The sequence below is a fragment of the Streptococcus ovuberis genome, from assembly GCF_012396585.1.
GTDB lineage: Bacteria > Bacillota > Bacilli > Lactobacillales > Streptococcaceae > Streptococcus > Streptococcus ovuberis.
The window spans coordinates 1-20,170 of the sequence record NZ_JAAXPR010000019.1 but is presented as its reverse complement, the minus strand read 5'-3'; the positions used below and the strand labels follow the sequence as shown (position 1 = coordinate 20,170).

The following is a 20,170-nucleotide window of genomic DNA, read 5'->3' as shown; positions in this document are numbered from 1 at the left end:
GAGGATGGAAATCAAACAAATTAGTGATTCAACTTTAAAAATCACGATCAAAATGGATGATCTGGAAGAACGAGGCATGGAATTGGCTGATTTTTTGATGCCTCAAGAAAAAACGGAAGAGTTCTTTTATAGCATTTTAGAGGAGCTGGACATGCCAGACCACTTCAGGCAGTCAGGGATGTTATCGTTTAGAGTGACACCTAAGCCGGATAAGTTGGATATTTTTGTGACCAAGTCAGATATTGATCAGGAACTGGACTTCCAAGATTTAGCAGACATGGCTAATGTGGAGGATATTTCGCACTTGTCGCCAGATGAATTTTTCAAAACCTTGGAAAAGACGTTAAAAAGTAAGAGTTCTGCGGATGAAAAAGCTGTTGCTGCCTTGGAATTATTAGAAAATCAATTCGAGGAGCAGGAGTCTTCTTCTGCGTCAATGGGACGTTATATTTACTTTACACTGCGGTTTTCAGATGTTCCAGAAGCTATATCTTTCGCTAGAGGGGTAGATTATCCTGTCGATACTTCGGAACTCTACAAGTATAATGGCGCCTACTATATGACCTTGCTGATTGATTTGCTAGATCAGGAGCCGTCTTATGCTGGATTTATCCACTCTAGAATTTTGGAACATGCTGAGGATACTGGTTACAGCAGACCCTACCTTCAGGAGCATGCCTACACGCTTCTTCAGGTTAATGCCATTGAGCAATTGAAAAAGGTTCACAACGAATGATTCCATTTGCCCTACAGTATATTTTAGTTTTTATTGGAACGTTTTTGATCGCTGTAACAATGACCCCCTTGGTTCGTTTTTTAGCTTTTCGAATCGGAGCAGTTGATCACCCTAATGCACGGCGAATCAATAAGGTGACGATGCCAAGTGCTGGAGGAATGGCTATTATCATTGCTTTTACCATTGCTTGCTTGGTTTTTTTGCCTCTGATCATCAAAACAACGGATATTCATGGCAGAGACTACATTGCCTATGTCTGGCCAGTTGTTGCCAGTAGTTTGATTATCGGTGTCACGGGATTGATTGATGATATCGTGGAGCTATCGGCTAAAAAGAAGTTGATCGGTCAATTATTGGCTGCTTGTCTGGTTTACTTTTTTACGGAATTCCATTTTGATAAATTTAAACTGCCTTTCGGTGGTCCATTTATCGAATTTGATCCTATCGTAACCTTTTTTTTAACCATCATCTGGATTATTGGAATCATGAATGCGGTTAATTTGATGGATGGTTTAGATGGGCTTGTGGCAGGAGTTTCAATCATTTCTTTAACGACCATGGGAGTAGTCTCTTACTTTTTCCTGTTTGACAGTAATTTGTTTTTGACCATGCTCATTTTTTTACTGGTTGCGGCGATTTTAGGGTTTCTGCCCTACAATTATCACCCGGCCATTATCTATATGGGGGACACAGGGGCTTTGTTTATCGGTTTTTTGATTGCGGTGTTCTCTCTTCAGGGCTTGAAAAATTCAACGGCAGTTGCTGTTGGGACACCGATGTTAATTCTGGGAGTACCGATAACCGATACGCTGATGGCTATCATTCGGAGAAGTTTATCCAAGCAACGAATTTATGAACCAGATAAGATGCACCTGCATCACCGCCTACTCTCTTTGGGGCTCTCTCATCGAGGAACGGTGTTGGTCATTTATGCCATAGCCTTCATTTTTTCGAGTATCTCGCTTCTGTTTAATATTTCCAGTCGTTTAGGAGGGATTTTATTGGTCATCGGCCTGGTGTTTGGGGTCTGGCTCCTAGCAGAATTGATTGGGATTTTAGGTGAAAAGCGAACCCCTATTTTAAATCTCTTGCGCTTTATTGGCAATAGCGGTTATCGTGATCAGGTGTTGGCCAAACGTCGAAATAGGGACAGAGTTCGTCAGAAAAAAGACAAAAGGAAAGCCTAGATAGGCTTTTTCTGCTATAATAAACAGTAAACGAGAAAGAGTGTATGTTGCTTTTGCAGGGTACAACTCTAAACTGTAGTTTACAAGAGAAAGGAACTATCATGTCAGTTTTAGAAATCAAAAATCTTCATGTTTCTATTGAAGATAAGGAAATTTTAAAAGGGGTTAACTTGACCCTTAAAACAGGAGAGATTGCCGCTATTATGGGACCAAACGGAACAGGGAAGTCAACCCTGTCAGCCGCTATCATGGGTAATCCAAACTATGAGGTGACCCAAGGAGAGGTTCTTTTTGATGGCGTCAATGTTTTGGAACTGGAAGTGGATGAGCGTGCTCGTATGGGGCTTTTCTTAGCCATGCAATATCCGTCAGAAATTCCTGGGATTACCAATGCAGAATTTTTGCGTGCTGCCATGAACGCTGGAAAAGAAGATGATGAGAAGATATCCGTGCGGGACTTTATCACTAAGTTGGATGAGAAGATGGCGCTGCTCAACATGAAAGAAGAAATGGCAGAGCGCTACTTAAACGAAGGTTTCTCTGGTGGTGAGAAAAAACGGAATGAAATTCTCCAACTTCTCATGTTGGAACCGACCTTTGCGCTTTTGGATGAGATTGACTCAGGTCTTGATATTGATGCTTTGAAGGTTGTGGCCAAAGGCATCAATGCGATGCGTAGTGAAGGTTTTGGTGCCATGATCATCACACACTATCAACGCTTGCTAAACTACATCACACCCGATGTGGTTCACATCATGATGGAAGGACGCGTGGTCTTATCTGGTGGACCGGAATTAGCCCTACGTTTGGAAAAAGAGGGGTATGCTAAGATTGCAGAAGAGTTGGGTCTCCATTACGAGGAAGAAGTTTAAGTGCTAAAACTCAAGGAATGAAATGCAAGAGGAGGAGACATGACGAGACATGTAATTCAAGCTTATTCTGAAGGTCTAGGAGAGCCGTCTTGGCTGACTGACAAGCGGTTAAAAGCTTTTGATAAACTAGATCAGTTGGCCTTGCCAGAGATTGAGCGGGTCAAATTTCATCGTTGGAATTTAGGGGACGGCACCTTGGTTGACAATGATGCCCTTGGTGCAGTGCCTGATTTTACCCAACTTGGGGACAATCCGAAGTTGGTTCAAGTGGGCACGCAGACGGTCTTGGAGCAGTTACCGATGTCCTTGGTGGAGGCTGGAGTGGTCTTCACTGATTTGATGGGAGCTTTAGAGCAGATTCCGGAACTTGTCCAGCGCTATTTATCGTCAGCGATTGCTGATGATATCCACCGCTTGGCTGCTTATAACACAGCTTATTTTAATAGCACAGCGGTACTTTATGTGCCAGATGGTGTCGAAGTTGCAGAGGTGATTGAAGGGCTGTACTATCAAGATGGTTCCAGCGCTACGCCGTTCAATAAGCGCGTGCTGATTATTGCTGGGAAAAATAGTAAATTTACCTACCAAGAACGCTTTGAAACATTGAATCCCTCTGATATTCCAGTCACAGCTAATATTGCTGTTGAAGTGATTGCCTTAGCGGGTAGTCAGGTTAAATTTGCGGCTATCGATCGCTTAGGTAATCAGGTGACGACCTACATGGCACGGCGTGGACGTTTGGCCGGTGATGCGACGATTGACTGGGCCCTAGGCGTGATGAATGAAGGCAATGTCATTGCAGATTTTGACAGTGATTTAGTCGGCAACGGCAGTCACTCTGATCTCAAGGTTGTTGCCTTGTCATCGGGGCGTCAAGTACAAGGGATTGATACTCGTGTCACCAATCAAGGTTGCCATTCTATTGGTCATATCCTGCAACACGGTGTAATCCTTGAACAAGGGACCTTGACCTTTAATGGGATCGGGCACATCTTGCGTGGTGCTAAAGGAGCGGATGCCCAACAAGAGAGTAGGGTTCTCATGCTTTCTGATAAAGCGAGGTCAGATGCCAATCCAATTTTGTTGATTGATGAAAATGACGTTACCGCAGGTCATGCTGCCTCAATTGGTCAGGTGGACCCTGAGGATATGTATTATCTGATGAGCCGTGGTTTGGATCGTGCTACAGCTGAACGCTTGGTTGTCCGTGGGTTCCTCGGTGCGGTTATTACAGAAATGCCAATCAAGTCTGTCCGCGAGGAGATGATTGCGGTTCTAGAAGCAAAGTTACAAGCGAGATAAGCAGATGCTAGATGATTTGAAATCTTTTCGCCAAGATTTCCCAATCTTGGACCAAGTGGTCAATGATGAGCCTTTGGTTTATTTGGATAACGCAGCAACAACTCAAAAACCTAAACAAGTTCTTGAAGTGCTTCAGTCTTATTATCAACGCGATAACGCTAACGTCCATCGCGGGGTGCACACCTTGGCAGAACGGGCGACCCAAGCTTACGAAGGGGCAAGAGAAACCGTCAGAGCCTTTATTAATGCGACTTCCTTAAAAGAGGTCATCTTTACCAGAGGAACCACGACCAGTCTAAATTGGGTTGCTTCTTACGCAAGCCAATGGCTGTCGCCTGGAGATGAAATTTTGATTTCGATCATGGAACATCATGCGAATCTCATTCCTTGGCAGGAAGTTTGTCGGTCTACAGGTGCGACCTTACGCTACGTCTACCTCAAGGATGGGCAGCTAGACATGGACGGGTTCCAAGCGGCTTTGACGGAAAGGACCAAATTAGTCGCCCTGACGCATATCTCCAATGTCCTAGGCGCTGTCAATCCCATTAAGACTATCGCCCAACTTGCTCATGCCAAAGGAGCTTTGGTTGTGGTAGATGCTGCCCAGTCTGTTGCCCATATGCCTATTGATGTGCAAGAGTTGGACGTTGATTTCTTGGCTTTTTCGGGTCATAAACTTTACGGTCCAACAGGTATCGGAGTTCTATATGGCAAGGAAAGTCATTTGAAACAGCTGACTCCTGTTGAATTTGGTGGTGAGATGATCGCTACGGTAACTGAGCAATCGGCTACTTGGAAGGAATTACCTTGGAAGCTCGAGGCTGGGACTCCCAATATGGCAGGGGCAATCGGACTAGGAGCTGCTATTGATTACATTAGTCGGATTGGCCTATCTAAAATAGCTGCGCATGAGGCGGAATTGATGGCCTATACCCTGCCGAAGTTAGCAGCTATTGACGGTGTGAGGATTTACGGTCCAAAAGCTCCAGAAGATCGAGCAGGCGTTATTGCTTTTAATCTGGATGATCTCCACCCTCACGATGTGGCAACAGCTTTGGACTATGAAGGGGTTGCTGTGCGGGCAGGACACCACTGTGCTCAGCCTTTATTGGCCTACCTAGGGGTTCCGACCACGGTACGAGCCAGTTTTGCCCTCTATACCACTAAGGAAGATTGTGATCGATTGATTGCAGCAGTCATCAAGACAAAGGAGTTTTTTCATGGCACTCTCTAAACTAGACAGTCTCTATATGGCGGTGGTGACAGAGCATTCGCGCTCACCTCATCATAGAGGGCGCCTAGCCGATGTTGAAGTTTTAGAACTTCACAACCCCACCTGTGGCGATTTGATACAACTTTCCGTCAAGATTAAAGAGGATAGGGTGTCGGAGATTGCTTTTGATGGACACGGCTGTAGCATTTCAACCGCTTCGGCTTCCATGATGGCCGATGCGGTTTTGGGAAAAACCTGTGCAGAAGTTGAGGAGCTAGCGACTATCTTTTCCTGTATGGTGCAGGGAGAGAGTGATGCCGCTCAGAATAAGTTAGGAGACGCGGCCTTTCTAGCAGGAGTGGCCAAATTTCCTCAACGAATCAAATGCGCTACTTTGGCTTGGAATGCTCTTAAAGAGGTGGTGGCGCGCCATCGAGAATCTAAATGACAATGATAATGAAGGAGAAAAAGAAAGGAAGCGTATGTCTGAAAACGAAAAAGTAGAACCGACACCGATTGACCTTGGTGAATACAAGTACGGTTTTCATGATGATGTAGAACCGATTGTTTCAACAGGAAAAGGTTTGTCAGAAGAAGTTATCCGCGAGATGTCTCGAATCAAGGATGAGCCTGAGTGGATGCTGGACTTTCGTCTAAAATCCTACGAGGCCTTTAAGAAGATGGAATTGGAAACTTGGGGAGCGGATCTTTCTCAGATTGATTTTGACGAGATTATCTATTATCAAAAACCATCTGATAAGCCGGCTCGTTCTTGGGACGAGGTTCCTGAAAAGATCAAGGAAACCTTTGAGCGCATTGGTATTCCTGAGGCGGAGCGAGCTTATTTAGCCGGTGCCTCAGCTCAGTATGAATCTGAAGTGGTTTACCACAACATGAAAGAAGAGTTTGAAAAACTGGGGATTATTTTCACAGATACCGACTCAGCTTTGAAGGAGTATCCAGATCTCTTCAAGCAGTATTTTGCGAAATTGGTGCCGCCGACAGATAATAAGTTGGCTGCGCTTAATTCAGCGGTATGGTCAGGTGGAACCTTTATCTACGTGCCAAAAGGGGTTAAATGTGAGATTCCCCTGCAGACTTATTTCCGGATTAATAACGAAGGGACAGGGCAGTTTGAGCGCACTTTGATCATCGTTGATGAAGGCGCTAGTGTCCACTATGTAGAAGGGTGTACTGCTCCAACCTATTCGACAGCTAGCCTGCATGCGGCTATCGTTGAGATTTTTGCTTTAGATGGTGCCTACATGCGTTACACCACCATCCAAAACTGGTCGGACAATGTCTATAACCTCGTGACCAAAAGAGCACGTGCCTTGCGGGATGCGACTGTTGAATGGATTGACGGAAATCTAGGTGCTCATACGACGATGAAGTATCCTTCGGTGTACCTAGATGGGGAAGGTGCGCGTGGGACCATGTTGTCTATCGCTTTTGCCAATACCGGGCAAAACCAAGATACGGGGGCTAAGATGATCCATAACGCGCCTCATACTAGCTCTTCTATTGTTTCGAAATCAATTGCAAAAGGTGGTGGTGCGGTAAATTATCGTGGTCAAGTGACCTTTAATCGCAACTCGAAGAAATCCATCAGTCACATCGAGTGCGATACCATTTTGATGGACGATATTTCTAGATCGGATACCATACCTTTCAATGAAATCCATAACTCACAGGTAGCTCTGGAGCATGAAGCTAAGGTTTCTAAGATTTCAGAAGAACAACTTTACTACCTTATGAGCCGTGGTTTGTCTGAGGGTGAAGCAACTGAGATGATTGTTATGGGCTTTGTGGAGCCCTTTACGAAAGAACTTCCGATGGAGTACGCCGTTGAGCTCAATCGCTTGATTGCTTACGAAATGGAAGGATCGGTAGGATAAGAAAAAACTGAAACAGGGTTAGCTTATTGGCCCTGTTTCAGTTTTTTCTGTTTTGCGAATGCTATAGCTGATGAATGGTGAGTAGCTCAAGGAGAACGTTTTGTGATTTAGTGAGATGGAAGGTGGCTGTGTTCCTTTCGTTACACTGGTTGGGAGAGTTTTTGAAGTAACATTGACTACGACAGCACATGAAATTAGCTGGGAAGAGTTTTGGAAGTTACTTGGGATTAGAGATCTTCGTTGACCCATCTGACAAAGTTGTTCCACCAGACTTTAAAGAAGATAGCCCGCTTGACGTCTTCCTTAGCGACCATGGTCATCGTTGGCGGGGTGCCTAGATAGCCATCGTCTTCAAAGGTGATCTGGCCGATAGTCTGTCCTTGCTTAATGGGGGCTTCAGGTGTTTTTTTAATTGCTTTGAAGGTTAAGTTCAGATTAGGTTCTCCCATTTTTTGGACAACATTAAAATCACTTTTGGCCACTGCCGTTGCATGGCTTTTATTCCCGTTGAAAACAGGAGATTTACTTCCTTCGTAGGCCTTGCCTTTGGGGAGAATAGTCCAGAAGTAGTAGGAATCCTTGATGTGATTTAGCAACTGGTTGGTTGCTACAAAACGGGCATCTGGATCTTCTTCTCCTCCATGAGCACCGAGTAACACAGTGATGACACGCATCCCGTTTTCGGTGCTGGACGCCACGAGAGATGACCCTGATTTTTCAGAGGTTCCGGTCATTAGCCCATCCACGCTAGGACGGGAATACATTGCGCCTTTCAAGAGTAAGTTCCAAGTGAAGATGGTGGTATAAGACCAATTAGCGGATAAGAGCGAAGTTGTTTCGGTCACTTGTGGATAATCTTGGAGCAACTTTCGAGCGATGATGGCCAGAGAACGAGCACTCATCATGTTTTCAGCATCTTCCTTGCTATCAGGATAACGGTGATTTCCTAGGTAGCGATTGCTGATACCGGTAGCATTGACTAGTTTGGCGTCGTCGATTTCCCACTCCTTAAGTTTGGCAGACATGGCGTCAACAAAGCGTGCTTCTGTCCCGGAAATATGCTCTGCAAGAGCAACAGAGGCTCCATTGGCAGAGTGGATCAGAACAGCATCTAACAGTTCTTTGACCGTATAGAGTCTAGCATCTAAGGGGATATTAGCGATTTCGGTATTTAATGATAACTCATAAGCGTAGTTTGAAACCGAGACAGCATCAGATAAGGTGATTTTGCCGTTGTCAATTGCTTCATAAACCATATAGGCAGTCAAGAGTTTGGAAGTTGATGCGGTTCCTGTAACCGTCTCGCTTGCTTTTTCATAAAGAATCTTACCAGTTGTTGCTTCAATGGCCATGACATGGTTTGCGGGGACATCAAAGCCTTCATGTTCTTGTGCCTGGATAAGCTGCGATTGGGCTATCAGGCAGAACATCAGTACTGTTAAAAGGTGTTTAAATAGCTTGGGTTTTACATTAAAGAACTTCATAAGTCTTATTATACCATAAAAAAGATAAGCCAGGGCGACATCATTCGAAATGAATATACTGCATGTTTTTTGATTAAAAAAACATGATTTAACATTTATAAAATACAAAAAAATCAGAAAATTACATTGACAAAGAAAATAGTGGATGGTATAATAAAACGCATAAAGATTTGGGATTGAATCCTGAACAAAAGGAGATTGTTCTTATGAAAACGAAAAAATGGATGGCTCTAACAGGGGTTACACTTCTATCAACTGCAGTTTTAGTGGCATGTAGTGGTAATAATAATGCATCAAGCGGTAGTTCGGCAGATGCGCCAACAACATACTCTTATGTCTATGCGTCTGATCCAGAGACCTTGGACTACCTCTATGACAACCATACCACCAGTTCAGACATTGTCACTAACTTAGTGGATGGTCTCTTAGAAAATGACCAGTATGGTAACTTGATTCCATCATTGGCAGAAGACTGGAAAGTCTCTGAGGATGGCTTGACTTATACCTATACCCTTCGTGAAGGGATTAAGTGGTACACAGCAGATGGCGAAGAATATGCGGATGTGACCGCTCAGGACTTCGTCACAGGACTTAAACATGCCGCGGATAAGGAGTCTTTAGCGCTGTATATCGTTCAGGATTCCATCAAAGGATTGGATGCCTATGTAAAAGGAGAGACAAAAGATTTTAGCACGGTAGGTGTCAAAGCGCTTGATGACCGTACCGTTCAATACACCCTGAATAAACCAGAAACCTTCTGGAACTCAAAAACAACGATGGGAATTCTCTTTCCTGTTAACGAAGAGTTCTTATCAACCCAAGGGGACAAATTTGGGACTCCGACAGATCCGTCAACGTTGCTATATAATGGTGCCTATTTCCTAACGGCTATCACTTCTAAATCTTCAATTGAATACACTAAAAATGACAATTACTGGGATGCAGAGAATGTTCACATCAAAGATATTAAGTTAACTTATTTTGATGGATCAGATCCGGAAAGTCTCATCAAGGGATTTACTGATGGCGCCTATACAATGGCACGTGTGTATCCTAATAGCTCAAGTTACGAAAGTGTCAAGGAACAGTACGGTGACAATATCGTCTATACACAACAGGGGACGTCTAGCTACTACGCGATGCTGAACATGGGGCGGACTAAGTATGATCACACCTCTAAGACGAGCGATGATGAGAAAAAGGCTACAGCTGCTGCTCTTCAAAACAAGGATTTCCGTCAAGCGCTCTCTTTTGCCTTTGACAGAGAAGCCTATAATGCACAAAGTAAAGGTGTGGATGGTGCGGCTTACTCGCTCCGTACCATGGTTGTTCCAGCTGACTTTGTAACTGCTGGTGAAAATAATTTTGCAGACCTTGTTGAGAAGGAAATCGTCTCTTACGGTAAAGAGTGGGAGGGTGTTCAGCTTGATGATGGTCAGGACGGTATTTTCAATGCGGATAAGGCAAAGGCCGAATTTGCTAAAGCCAAGGAAACACTTGAGAAAGAAGGTGTAAACTTCCCGATCCGTCTTGATGTGCCAATTGATCAGGCCAATGAAGTGTCGGTTCAACAGGCTCAATCTTTCAAAAAGTCTATTGAAGATGTCCTTGGCGGGGATAATGTTCAAGTGGATATCCAGATGTTGGATGAAGACGCTTATTATGCAGCGACTTACTATACTGCTAATGCCTCTCAAACGGACTATGATATCTCCCTTGCTTCCGGTTGGGGTCCAGACTATCAAGACCCATCCACTTATCTTGATATCTTCAACACGTCAAAAGAAGGCAGTATGACCTTTACTATCGGTATTGATGGCGGTTCAGATAGCGAAATCGCTAAGAAAGTTGGTTTTGAGGACTACATCAAACTTTTGGATGAGGCTTCTGCCGAGACATCTGATATTGCCAAGCGTTATGAGAAGTACGCTAAAGCTCAAGCGTGGTTGACCGATGAGGCTGTTGTGATTCCATACACTTCAAATGGAGCACTGCCATCTGTTCGCTATATTGTGCCATTCTCTGGAGCTAGTGCTACAGTTGGTACCAAGGATGGTATGGGCTATAAGTATCTGAAACTTCAGTCTGAATTAGTGACTCAAGAGCAATATAACAAGGCCCTTGAAGATTGGAAGAAAGAAAAAGAAGTGTCTAATGCCAAGGCGGAAAAAGCTTTAGCTGATCATGTGGAGTAGGCTGAGATTAGGAGTTAAGAAGTGGGAGTGGATAAAAAGCGTTCATTCATTAGAAATCACGTTTTCGCCTATCTTCTCTTCATTCGGAAGTGTTCGACCTGAAGTGGTCTCTTCCTAAATCGTTTGTTGCCTCAACACCGATCGAAAAGCAAGGGTAGCGAGTGTTTGAAGTTAGGAAACTGAGCGAAAACTCCCTTGTCGACAGGAGACAGTTGACAATCCTAGCGCATTTGAGGGAATTGCTTTACGACTTAGAGTTACCTATCTCTAAGGTTCAAATGCCTTGATTGACCTATTCAACAGAGGTTTATTAATCAGTTGTTCAATGAACGGTCTGTCTAGTGGCCACTCTAGAATAAGCAAGGCCGTCCAATCGATACGATTTGCTTAATCGAGGATACTCTGAATAGGCTAGGGCTGTTGCCCTAGCTTATTTAGTAATGGATGAGTAGAAAAGAATTCTTAACAAAACATTCAGAAAATTTCCTACTCATATAGTTTACATTCTAAAAAAATTTTGCTATAATCTACTTTATCAGCTAACTTGCTGTAGTTAGTGAATCAAAGGAGATTATTATGCGGAAAAGAAAAATGGTTGCTCTTGCAGGTGTAAGCTTGCTTGCGGCTGGTGTTCTTGCGGCTTGTAGCGGGGGCTCTTCGTCAAATGGTTCAGGGGCGTCAATGCCATCAACCTATTCATATGTTTATTCAACTGATCCAGATACTTTGAATTATCTTCTAGCTAACAAAGCTGCAACGTCAGATATCACTTCTAACTTGATTGATGGGTTGCTTGAAAACGATCAATATGGCAATTTGATTCCATCATTGGCGGAAGACTGGAAGGTTTCTAAAGATGGTTTGACTTATACTTATACCCTGCGTGAGGATGCTAAGTGGTTTACGGCTGACGGTGAAGAGTATGCGCCAGTAACTGCTCAGGACTTTATCACTGGTTTGAAATATGCAGCAGATAAAGAGTCAGAAGGACTTTACATTGTCCAAGATTCTATTAAAGGTTTGGATGCCTACCTAAAAGGTGAAAACAAAGACTTTTCATCTGTGGGGATTAAGGCGCTGGATGACAAGACTATTCAATATACGTTGAAACAACCAGAACCATTCTGGAATTCAAAAACAACAATGAACATCTTGTTCCCAGTTAATGAAGAATTTTTAGCTGCTCAGGGAGATGCATTTGGTACAGCTACTGATCCATCTACTATTCTTTACAACGGACCATATCTGTTGAGCGCCTTGACAGCGAAGTCTTCAATTGAATTCACGAAGAACGAAAATTATTGGGATGCTGGTAATGTGTTTATTGACACCATCAAATTCTCCTTCTTTGATGGCTCTGATTCAGACTCCCTCTTCAAAAACTTTGACAGTGGCGACTATACCCAAGCACGTGTTTTCCCTAATTCTTCTCTTTACTCTACAGTAAAAGAAAAGTATGGCGACAATATTATCTATAGCCCACAAGCTTCAACTACTTACTATGCTCTGTTCAATACAGATCGTCAAAATTATGAGAATACCTCAAAAACTACAGATGAAGAGAAAGCAGCAACTAAAGCAGCTATCTTGAACAAGGATTTCCGTCAAGCGATTGCATTTGCGTTTGACCGTGAAGGGTACAATGCTCAATCTGTAGGTAAAGATGCAGCTCTTAAAGGGGTCCGTACATCGTTAGTGCCGTCTGCTTTTGTAACAGCTGGTGGCGAGAACTTTGGTGATCTCGTTGAGAAAGAATTGGTTAGCTACGGAACAGAATGGGCAGATGTACAGTTAGATGATGCCCAAGATGGTTTATACAATGTGGATAAGGCTAAGGCAGAGTTTGCTAAGGCTAAAAAAGAATTAGATGCTCAAGGCGTGAAGTTCCCAATTCACTTGGATATCCCTGTTGACCAAGCGTTTGAAGTAGGTGTAGCGCGTGCTCAATCCTTCAAACAGTCTATTGAATCTGCGTTCGGTGCAGACAATGTTGTCGTAGATTTGCAAATGATGGATGAAGATGCTTATAATAATGCGGCTTACTTTGCGACTAGCGCTTCTCAGTTAAATTATGACCTTTCTCTGGCGACAGGATGGGGACCTGATTTCCTAGATCCATCTACTTACCTTGATATCTTTAACACAGCTCTTGAGGGCTCTCACTCTTACGTGATTGGTATTGACGGTGGTTCAGACAGTGCTGCTGCGAAGACTATTGGATTTGAGACCTACGATAAGTTGTTGGATGATGCAGCAAAAGAAACAACAGATGTTGTGGCGCGTTACCAAGGGTATGCTAAAGCGCAAGCATGGTTAGTTGATGCTTCGGTAATTATTCCATATTCTTCTAATGGCGCTTTGCCGTCTGTTCGTAAAATTGCACCATTTACAGGTGCTTACTCCCAAGTAGGGAACAAGGGAATTGCGACTTACAAGTATCTCAAGTTACAAGAAGATATCGTTAAAACAGAAGACTACGACAAGGCTTATGAAGCTTGGTTGAAGGAAAAAGCTGAATCTAATGCTAAAGCAGAAGAGGCTTTGGCGGATCACGTAGAATAAAATTGATTTCAGGAGAACTTTCTCTACCCTTTAGAGAAAGTTCTTTTGGAATTTGGAGGACACCTAATGAAAAAGTACATTTTTAGCCGTATTTTGCGCTCCTTGGTGTCTATCTTCTTGGTAACCACTTTGATCTATACTATTGTTTATACCTTGGTACCAAGAAGACAGATTTTCAAGAATGACACAAACTACACAAAAATGACCAAAACCCCTGACAAAAAAGCGGATTATGAAAATACAATCTTTGAGCGCATGGGTTATATTGATTATTACACAACGAGAGAACTTCAAGATAAAGCTAGCAGTTTTGATAGTAGCGTGACGGTTGAAGGAACGGAAGCTAACAAAGCGATTTATGAAGCTTATTTAAAGCAGTTGGGCAATGGTTGGAAATTGCATCAATTTCAAGAGTCTGGGCAATTTTATGCGACTCGAGAAGTTCCCATTTTCCAACGGGTTTTTGAGTTTTATACTAACTTGATTGAAGTTGATCATCCGTGGAAGGTGAAAGACGCTAGCAATAAGGATCTAAAACGGGGGCTTTCCATTGAGAATGACCCTTCGGTGGGTTGGTCTGTCGTTGGTTCAGGAACCAAGCATAAGTACCTTTTATACTTTAACGGTAAGTTTCCGTTCATCCATCAAAATTTTATTAACCTCAATCTAGGAACATCTTATCCAACTTACCGAAACACGCCTGTTTTGCAGGTCATTACCCAAGGGCAAGGACGTAAAAAAATGTCGGAAGTGACATTTCCTAACGGGCAAAAGAAAAATTCTTCAATAGATATCTATAGCCGTACCTATCGCTCTCCTGATAAAGCGGACTCTCAAACGGTTGCGAACTTTGGAGCAGGCGATGCTTATACTGCTACTCTGAACAATTATACTGATCCATCTATGATTGTAAGCTCGGCCATTATTGGGATTGTCGGGGTAATCATCGGTTATGCGATTGGTATGCCTCTTGCGATTCTTATGTCACGGTATAAAGGACGCCGTTTCGATAGCATTTCGACAGCAGCATTAACCTTTTTGATGTCTCTGCCATCTGTGGCCTTGGCTTACATTGTGCGGACGGCTGGTTCGGCAGTAGGCATGCCAAATGCTTTCCCTATTCTAGGTGCTCAGGATCCTAAATCTTATGTATTACCGGCGCTTATTTTAGGGATTCTCAGTGTACCTGGTCTAACGGTTTGGGTGCGTCGCTATTTGATCGATCAACATTCGAGCGATTATGTGCGCTTTGCGCGTGCCAAGGGCTTGTCTGAGAAAGAAATTTCCTATAAACATATCTTTAAAAATGCTATGGTGCCAATTGTCGCCTCTGTGCCAAGTTCTATCGTTGGGGTCATTGTTGGTGCAACCTTGACGGAGTCTCTTTTTGCCTTTCCAGGGATGGGTAAAATGATGATTGACTCTGTGCGAGCCTCTAACAGTGCTATGGTAGTTGGTTTAACCTTCATTTTCAGCTCACTCTTTATCTTTGCTGCGATGGCGGGAGATATCTTGATGACTGTTATCGACCCACGTATCAATTTATCCGTTAAGAAAGGAGGTAAATAATGTCAACAATCGATAAAAGTAGATTTGAATTTGTCAAGCGGGATGATTTTGCCTCTGAGACGATTGATACCCCTAGTTATTCCTATTGGAATTCTGTGTTCAGACAATTTTTCAAGAAAAAGTCAACGATTCTTATGTTAGGGCTTTTGTTGGTGATTGTTTTGATGAGTGCGATTTACCCTTTCTTCTCGGATTACGATTTTAATGATGTAAGTAACATCAACAACTTCTCAGCACGATATAACTGGCCGAATGCGAAATACTGGTTTGGGACAGACGCAAATGCTCACTCTCTATTTGATGCGGTTTGGTTTGGTGCGAGAAACTCTATCTTGATTGCTGTTATTGCAACAGTGATTAACATGGTTATTGGTGTGGTTGTCGGTGGTATTTGGGGTGTTTCCAAGTCTTTTGACCGTATCATGATGGAAGTTTATAACGTTATTTCGAATATTCCGTCTCTCTTGATTGTTATTGTTTTGACTTATGCCATCGGTTCTGGTTTCTGGAATTTGATTTTTGCGATGACAGTCACTAGCTGGATTGGGACAGCCTTTGGAATTCGTGTTCAGATTATGCGCTATCGTGATTTGGAATATAACTTGGCTAGTCAAACCTTAGGTACGCCAACCTATAAAATTATCGCTAAAAACCTTCTGCCACAGTTGGTTTCTGTAATCGTGACCTCTGTTTCGCAAATGTTGCCTGGATTCATTAACTATGAGGCTTTCCTATCTTATTTCGGTTTGGGTTTGCCAGCAACGGTTCCTAGTTTAGGGCGTTTGATTTCCAAATACGCTCAAAACGTGACAACCAATGCTTATCTTTTCTGGATTCCGTTGACAGTATTGATTTTAGTATCGCTCTCGCTCTTTATCGTTGGTCAAAACCTTGCCGATGCCAGCGATCCACGTACCCACAGATAAGGAGGCTTTATGACCAAAAATAATGTAATCTTAAGCGCCAAAGATGTGGTTGTGGAATTTGAAGTCCGTGATCGTGTCTTAACAGCAATCCGAAACGTCTCTCTTGACTTAATAGAAGGCGAAGTTTTAGCAATCGTGGGAGAATCAGGTTCTGGGAAATCGGTCTTGACCCGTGCCTTCACTGGTATGCTAGAAACCAATGGTCGTGTGGCTAATGGTAGCATTGACTATCGTGGTCAAGAATTGACAGAACTCAATACTAACCAGGATTGGGAAAAGATCCGTGGTAGAAAAATTGCCACCATCTTCCAGGATCCGATGACCAGCCTAAATCCGATTGTGACGATTGGGAAACAGATAGTCGAAGTTATCGTCAAGCATCAGGGAAAAACAAAGGAAGAAGCTAAGATATTAGCGATTGATTATATGCAGAAGGTCGGTATTCCCGAAGCTGCAAGACGTTTCAATGAATACCCCTTCCAATATTCAGGTGGGATGCGTCAACGTATTGTTATCGCTATCGCATTGGCTTGTCGCCCAGATATTCTGATTTGTGATGAACCGACGACTGCATTGGATGTTACAATTCAAGCGCAGATTATCGACCTATTGAAGAGTCTCCAAGAAGAGTATCATTTTACCACTGTTTTTATCACGCATGATTTGGGTGTAGTAGCGGCTATTGCAGATAAAGTAGCCGTTATGTATGCAGGTGAGGTGATTGAGTATGGGACTGTTGAAGAGGTTTTTTACGATGCTCGCCATCCCTATACTTGGAGTCTGCTTTCAAGTTTGCCTCAGCTAGCAGATGAGTCAGGGAATCTCTTCTCGATTCCAGGAACACCACCATCTCTTTACACACCGTTGAAAGGTGATGCTTTTGCCTTGCGTTCGGATTATGCCATGAAGATTGATTTTGAAGAACATCCACCAGTCTTTCATGTCTCAGATACCCATTGGGCTAAGACTTGGCTTTTGCACCCAGAAGCGCCTAAAGTTGATAAGCCAGAAGCTATTCAAAATCTTCATGAGAAAATTAAGCAGAAAATGCTAGCAGCAAAATAGGAGGAAGGAAATGACTGAAAAATTAGTTGAAATTAAAGATTTAGAAATTTCCTTCGGTGAAGGGAAGAAGAAATTTACAGCTGTAAAAAATGCTAATTTCTTTATTAACAAAGGAGAGACATTCTCTCTTGTTGGTGAATCAGGTTCAGGTAAAACAACGATTGGTCGTGCTATTATTGGTTTGAATCCTACCAGCTCAGGTGAAATTCTCTACGATGGAAAATCAATTAGTGGCAAGCTGTCTTCGGAAGAACGCAAGAATGTCATTCGGAAAATCCAGATGATTTTCCAGGATCCTGCTGCTAGTCTTAATGATCGAGCAACCGTTGACTACATCATTTCTGAAGGTCTTCACAACTTCAAGTTATATGCCAATGAAGAAGAGCGCCGTCAGAAGGTTAGAGATATCATTACTGAAGTAGGGTTGTTAGAAGAACATTTGACACGTTACCCACATGAATTTTCAGGTGGCCAACGCCAGCGGATTGGGATCGCTCGAGCGCTTGTGATGCAACCAGAATTGGTTATTGCGGATGAGCCAATCTCAGCCCTAGATGTTTCTGTTCGCGCGCAGGTTTTAAACCTTTTGAAAAAACTGCAAAAAGAATTCGGGTTGACCTATCTCTTCATTGCCCATGACCTGTCTGTGGTCCGCTTTATTTCAGATCGCATTGCTGTTATCTATAAGGGGGTCATCGTTGAGGTCGCTGAGACAGAAGAGTTGTTCCGTAACCCGATTCATCCCTATACCCGGTCGCTTCTGTCTGCTGTTCCTATTCCAGACCCGCTTTTGGAACGTCAAAAAGAGTTGGTAGTCTATGATCCAGAACAGCATGACTACAGTGTTTCTAAACCTTATATGGCTGAACTCAAGCCTGGACATTTTGTCTGGGGCAATGAGGCAGAAATTGCAAGTTATCAAAAGGACATTTTGTAGTAGTAAAACATAACACCACTTGGAACAATCCGAGTGGTTTTTAGGTTCTCTGACAACTGAGAAGTGTGAATTGCTAAACTTAAGACATAAGACCATATTTTATGCGGTTTTTAGTTTTAAAATAGTATCCCACAATGACTTGAATAAAGCTGTGTAATCTTAATCAGCTAGTGACCTTTGTTTTAAGAATAGCCCGAATGAAAAGGTAACATTTTTCTGTACAATTTTTATAAGGTGTTTGTTATTAAATGCTACTTCGCTAAGCCATGAGTGCTTGAAAGTTGAGACTACCATGAATGCAATGGTATTTCCACCAGTGGACATAAAGCTTAGTTTTAAGGATTAGTTCATCAAGCGAATAGAAGGTTTCTTGGGTAATAAACGCCAGTTTGAAGAATGATATGGGTGCTCTTGACTACGGCATTGTCATAAGGACAACCCGCTTGACTGCGAGAGCGAGTGATTCAGAAGGTCTCAAACATCACATCAAACACCTGATTATCAAACTCCTTGCCAGAATCCGAATGAAACATTTTGCCTTTTGTCAGTTTATAAGGATTGGTTTGAAAGGCTTGTTTAACGAGTTCTGCAGTCTTTTGCCAACCGCTGACAAGCCAGACATTTCGCAACTATAGAGATTGATGATTAAGCAAACATAAGCCTAGCGGCTTGCCAACAAGGACATAGGTCAGGTCTGTTACAATGACTTCTAGTGGTTTTTCTTGGTTGAACTGTCTGGCTAGGAGATTTGGAATGTGGGCATCATTTTTCCCTTTAGACTGCGGTTTGAAGCTAGCCTGCTGGTAAACAGCGAGATTTAAGTGTTTCATAATCCGACAAATACGACGACGAGATAGGATGATCCCGTCTGTGGTCAGACATTGCTTGATTTTTCTAGCACCGTATCTCGATTAGCCCTTGCGGAAAATTCGTTTCACCATTTCTTCCAACTCTGTTTCCGATACTGGTTCCACGGCTGTGTAATAATAGCTGGAACGGGGGATATTCAGCCAACGATAGATGGCTGGAATGCTATATTTGTACTTGTTAGCAATGACTATTTTCCTTTTAGTGCATTAGCACTTGTTCTTTCTTTAAGGTATCTAGTTGCATTTCTAACTTTCTATTTTACTTCCTAGGTTCAATTAGCTCACGCTTTACAACGGTGAGGTTATCAACCGTTTTAAATGAACCCGTTGTTTTAGCCGGTTTTACCCATTTGTCAAAGGTAGAGGAGGTTAAGTCATATTCTTTGGTCAGAGCCTGTCGTTTCATACCGGCATTGTTAAGGACAACGATTTGCGGTTTAAAGTCATCTGTAAAGTGACGGTGGGTTTTTCTAGACGCAGTTTTTCGCCTTCAAACCAGTAGTGCTAAAAATTGGGGAGACGGGTGACAGAATAGATAAAAACCGACCACTGATGCTCAAAAAGAGACCGTTTATGAAAAGGCTGTTTCAATTAGCAGAAGAAGTAGTAGACTGTACTAAAGCTAGATATAGGAGGTAACGATGCGCTTCGAAAGAATTTATGCTAAAGTCACAGGTATTGTGCATAAGACGCGGAAGGAATACTACATTCAGCTATGGGAGCAGTCGGACTGGGATCAAGAAGGGATGATTATACTGTCCCGATTGCTGCTAGAATGTCCAGGGATTGAAGAACGCGAAGAGGACCTGTATCGGTACTTCAAGACCAAGTTTCGCAACTATGTCTTGGACATGGTTCGTAAGCAGGAAAGTTACAAGCGTCGGATAAACCGTCAGGCATATGAGGAGGTAGGAACGATAGCCCATAAGCTACACATTCGAGAGATGGCGATGGAAGACCGACTGATTTTACGAGACATGCTTTCGCAGTATCGATCGCAACTTCCTGAGTCGTTAAAGGAGCACTACGATAAGCTGCTAGGAGGCGAGCAATTCAAGGGACGTAAAGAGATGATACGTGACCTTAAGAGCTATCTGAAAGATTTTAAGGGATAGGAGAAGGCGAAAAGCATTAACCAGGTGATGGCAAACGAGGGTGGGTAGTTGGCTATCCACTCGCCATTGCTACCTAATAGAAGAATCCATCAAACAAAAGTCGGGGAAAGGTGTTGACAAAGCGAGAAGAAGGTGATAGAATAATGAAGTTGTCACAGGGAACTCAAAGGCGAAACAGTTTTGAGAAAAAAAGATAAAAAAAGTTTCAAAAAAGTGTTGACAGGTTCAAGAGGAAGTGAT

At 42.9% G+C, this 20,170-nt stretch carries 15 protein-coding genes and 1 pseudogene; 14 read left to right on the top strand and 2 right to left on the bottom strand.

The features are described from left to right. Nucleotides 1-4 precede the first annotated feature (4 nt). The 7 genes from mecA to sufB all read left to right on the top strand — a co-directional run bounded on the left by mecA (nucleotide 5) and on the right by sufB (nucleotide 7,208). Complete coding sequence (gene mecA, locus HF992_RS09165) at nucleotides 5-736, top strand: adaptor protein MecA (RefSeq protein ID WP_168549735.1); 732 nt, start codon at nucleotides 5-7, stop codon at nucleotides 734-736. Further along, the gene (locus HF992_RS09160; RefSeq protein ID WP_168549734.1) at nucleotides 733-1,923 is read left to right on the top strand and encodes a glycosyltransferase family 4 protein; all 1,191 of its coding nucleotides are present in this window, start codon (nucleotides 733-735) and stop codon (nucleotides 1,921-1,923) included. The genes mecA and HF992_RS09160 overlap by 4 nt, the downstream gene beginning before the upstream one ends. A gap of 101 nt (nucleotides 1,924-2,024) precedes the next feature. Then, the gene (sufC, locus tag HF992_RS09155; RefSeq protein WP_168549733.1) at nucleotides 2,025-2,795 is read left to right on the top strand and encodes a Fe-S cluster assembly ATPase SufC; all 771 of its coding nucleotides are present in this window, start codon (nucleotides 2,025-2,027) and stop codon (nucleotides 2,793-2,795) included. A gap of 39 nt (nucleotides 2,796-2,834) precedes the next feature. Beyond that, on the top strand, nucleotides 2,835-4,097 hold the full coding sequence (gene sufD / locus HF992_RS09150; protein WP_168549732.1) for a Fe-S cluster assembly protein SufD: 1,263 nt from the start codon (nucleotides 2,835-2,837) through the stop codon (nucleotides 4,095-4,097). A gap of 4 nt (nucleotides 4,098-4,101) precedes the next feature. Beyond that, complete coding sequence (locus HF992_RS09145) at nucleotides 4,102-5,331, top strand: cysteine desulfurase (RefSeq protein WP_168549731.1); 1,230 nt, start codon at nucleotides 4,102-4,104, stop codon at nucleotides 5,329-5,331. Continuing rightward, the gene (sufU, locus tag HF992_RS09140) at nucleotides 5,318-5,758 is read left to right on the top strand and encodes a Fe-S cluster assembly sulfur transfer protein SufU (protein WP_168549730.1); all 441 of its coding nucleotides are present in this window, start codon (nucleotides 5,318-5,320) and stop codon (nucleotides 5,756-5,758) included. The genes HF992_RS09145 and sufU overlap by 14 nt, the downstream gene beginning before the upstream one ends. A gap of 34 nt (nucleotides 5,759-5,792) precedes the next feature. Then, nucleotides 5,793-7,208 carry a Fe-S cluster assembly protein SufB gene (gene sufB, locus HF992_RS09135; RefSeq protein WP_168549729.1) on the top strand — a complete coding sequence of 472 codons (1,416 nt, stop codon included), beginning with the start codon at nucleotides 5,793-5,795 and terminating at the stop codon, nucleotides 7,206-7,208. Between the two features lie 227 nt (nucleotides 7,209-7,435). Here sufB and pbp3 read toward each other — a convergent pair whose 3' ends face one another. Next, on the bottom strand, nucleotides 7,436-8,692 hold the full coding sequence (gene pbp3 / locus HF992_RS09130; RefSeq protein ID WP_168549728.1) for a D-alanyl-D-alanine carboxypeptidase PBP3: 1,257 nt from the start codon (nucleotides 8,690-8,692) through the stop codon (nucleotides 7,436-7,438). A gap of 206 nt (nucleotides 8,693-8,898) precedes the next feature. Here pbp3 and HF992_RS09125 point away from each other — a divergent pair, with 206 nt between their 5' ends. From HF992_RS09125 to HF992_RS09100, 6 genes are all read left to right on the top strand, one after another. After that, entirely contained in the window at nucleotides 8,899-10,887 is a 1,989-nt protein-coding gene (locus HF992_RS09125; protein WP_168549727.1) for a peptide ABC transporter substrate-binding protein, read from the top strand. A 576-nt stretch (nucleotides 10,888-11,463) separates the two neighbouring features. Next, the gene (locus HF992_RS09120) at nucleotides 11,464-13,449 is read left to right on the top strand and encodes a peptide ABC transporter substrate-binding protein (RefSeq protein WP_168549726.1); all 1,986 of its coding nucleotides are present in this window, start codon (nucleotides 11,464-11,466) and stop codon (nucleotides 13,447-13,449) included. Nucleotides 13,450-13,515: 66 nt separating this feature from the next. Continuing rightward, a complete protein-coding gene (locus HF992_RS09115; RefSeq protein ID WP_168549725.1) occupies nucleotides 13,516-15,018 on the top strand; it encodes an ABC transporter permease in 1,503 nt (500 codons plus the stop codon). Continuing rightward, the gene (oppC, locus tag HF992_RS09110; protein ID WP_168549724.1) at nucleotides 15,018-15,944 is read left to right on the top strand and encodes an oligopeptide ABC transporter permease OppC; all 927 of its coding nucleotides are present in this window, start codon (nucleotides 15,018-15,020) and stop codon (nucleotides 15,942-15,944) included. Before HF992_RS09115 ends, oppC begins: the two co-directional genes overlap by 1 nt. A 9-nt stretch (nucleotides 15,945-15,953) precedes the next feature. Next, a complete protein-coding gene (locus tag HF992_RS09105) occupies nucleotides 15,954-17,009 on the top strand; it encodes an ABC transporter ATP-binding protein (protein WP_168549723.1) in 1,056 nt (351 codons plus the stop codon). Nucleotides 17,010-17,019: 10 nt separating this feature from the next. Further along, nucleotides 17,020-17,946, top strand: a complete 927-nt coding sequence (locus HF992_RS09100) for an ATP-binding cassette domain-containing protein (protein ID WP_168549722.1) — start codon at nucleotides 17,020-17,022, stop codon at nucleotides 17,944-17,946. A gap of 259 nt (nucleotides 17,947-18,205) precedes the next feature. Here HF992_RS09100 and HF992_RS09095 read toward each other — a convergent pair. Then, nucleotides 18,206-19,245: pseudogene (locus tag HF992_RS09095) on the bottom strand (IS3 family transposase). A gap of 211 nt (nucleotides 19,246-19,456) precedes the next feature. On the opposite strand from HF992_RS09095, the gene HF992_RS09090 reads away from it, so the two are divergent. Continuing rightward, nucleotides 19,457-19,930, top strand: coding sequence for a sigma-70 family RNA polymerase sigma factor (locus HF992_RS09090; RefSeq protein ID WP_168549721.1), 474 nt, complete (start codon nucleotides 19,457-19,459; stop codon nucleotides 19,928-19,930). The last annotated feature ends 240 nt before the right edge of the window (nucleotides 19,931-20,170 follow it).

What these genes read in the sequence shown, in the direction of transcription:
- HF992_RS09090 (WP_168549721.1), top strand. Translation starts at nt 19,457, where the DNA reads ATGCGCTTCGAAAGAATTTATGCTAAAGTCACAGGTATTGTGCATAAG.
- HF992_RS09115 (WP_168549725.1), top strand. Translation starts at nt 13,516, where the DNA reads ATGAAAAAGTACATTTTTAGCCGTATTTTGCGCTCCTTGGTGTCTATC.
- HF992_RS09100 (WP_168549722.1), top strand. Translation starts at nt 17,020, where the DNA reads ATGACTGAAAAATTAGTTGAAATTAAAGATTTAGAAATTTCCTTCGGT.
- mecA (WP_168549735.1), top strand. Translation starts at nt 5, where the DNA reads ATGGAAATCAAACAAATTAGTGATTCAACTTTAAAAATCACGATCAAA.
- sufB (WP_168549729.1), top strand. Translation starts at nt 5,793, where the DNA reads ATGTCTGAAAACGAAAAAGTAGAACCGACACCGATTGACCTTGGTGAA.
- pbp3 (WP_168549728.1), bottom strand. Translation starts at nt 8,692, where the DNA reads ATGAAGTTCTTTAATGTAAAACCCAAGCTATTTAAACACCTTTTAACA.
- HF992_RS09125 (WP_168549727.1), top strand. Translation starts at nt 8,899, where the DNA reads ATGAAAACGAAAAAATGGATGGCTCTAACAGGGGTTACACTTCTATCA.
- HF992_RS09105 (WP_168549723.1), top strand. Translation starts at nt 15,954, where the DNA reads ATGACCAAAAATAATGTAATCTTAAGCGCCAAAGATGTGGTTGTGGAA.
- sufU (WP_168549730.1), top strand. Translation starts at nt 5,318, where the DNA reads ATGGCACTCTCTAAACTAGACAGTCTCTATATGGCGGTGGTGACAGAG.
- HF992_RS09145 (WP_168549731.1), top strand. Translation starts at nt 4,102, where the DNA reads ATGCTAGATGATTTGAAATCTTTTCGCCAAGATTTCCCAATCTTGGAC.
- oppC (WP_168549724.1), top strand. Translation starts at nt 15,018, where the DNA reads ATGTCAACAATCGATAAAAGTAGATTTGAATTTGTCAAGCGGGATGAT.
- HF992_RS09160 (WP_168549734.1), top strand. Translation starts at nt 733, where the DNA reads ATGATTCCATTTGCCCTACAGTATATTTTAGTTTTTATTGGAACGTTT.
- sufC (WP_168549733.1), top strand. Translation starts at nt 2,025, where the DNA reads ATGTCAGTTTTAGAAATCAAAAATCTTCATGTTTCTATTGAAGATAAG.
- HF992_RS09120 (WP_168549726.1), top strand. Translation starts at nt 11,464, where the DNA reads ATGCGGAAAAGAAAAATGGTTGCTCTTGCAGGTGTAAGCTTGCTTGCG.
- sufD (WP_168549732.1), top strand. Translation starts at nt 2,835, where the DNA reads ATGACGAGACATGTAATTCAAGCTTATTCTGAAGGTCTAGGAGAGCCG.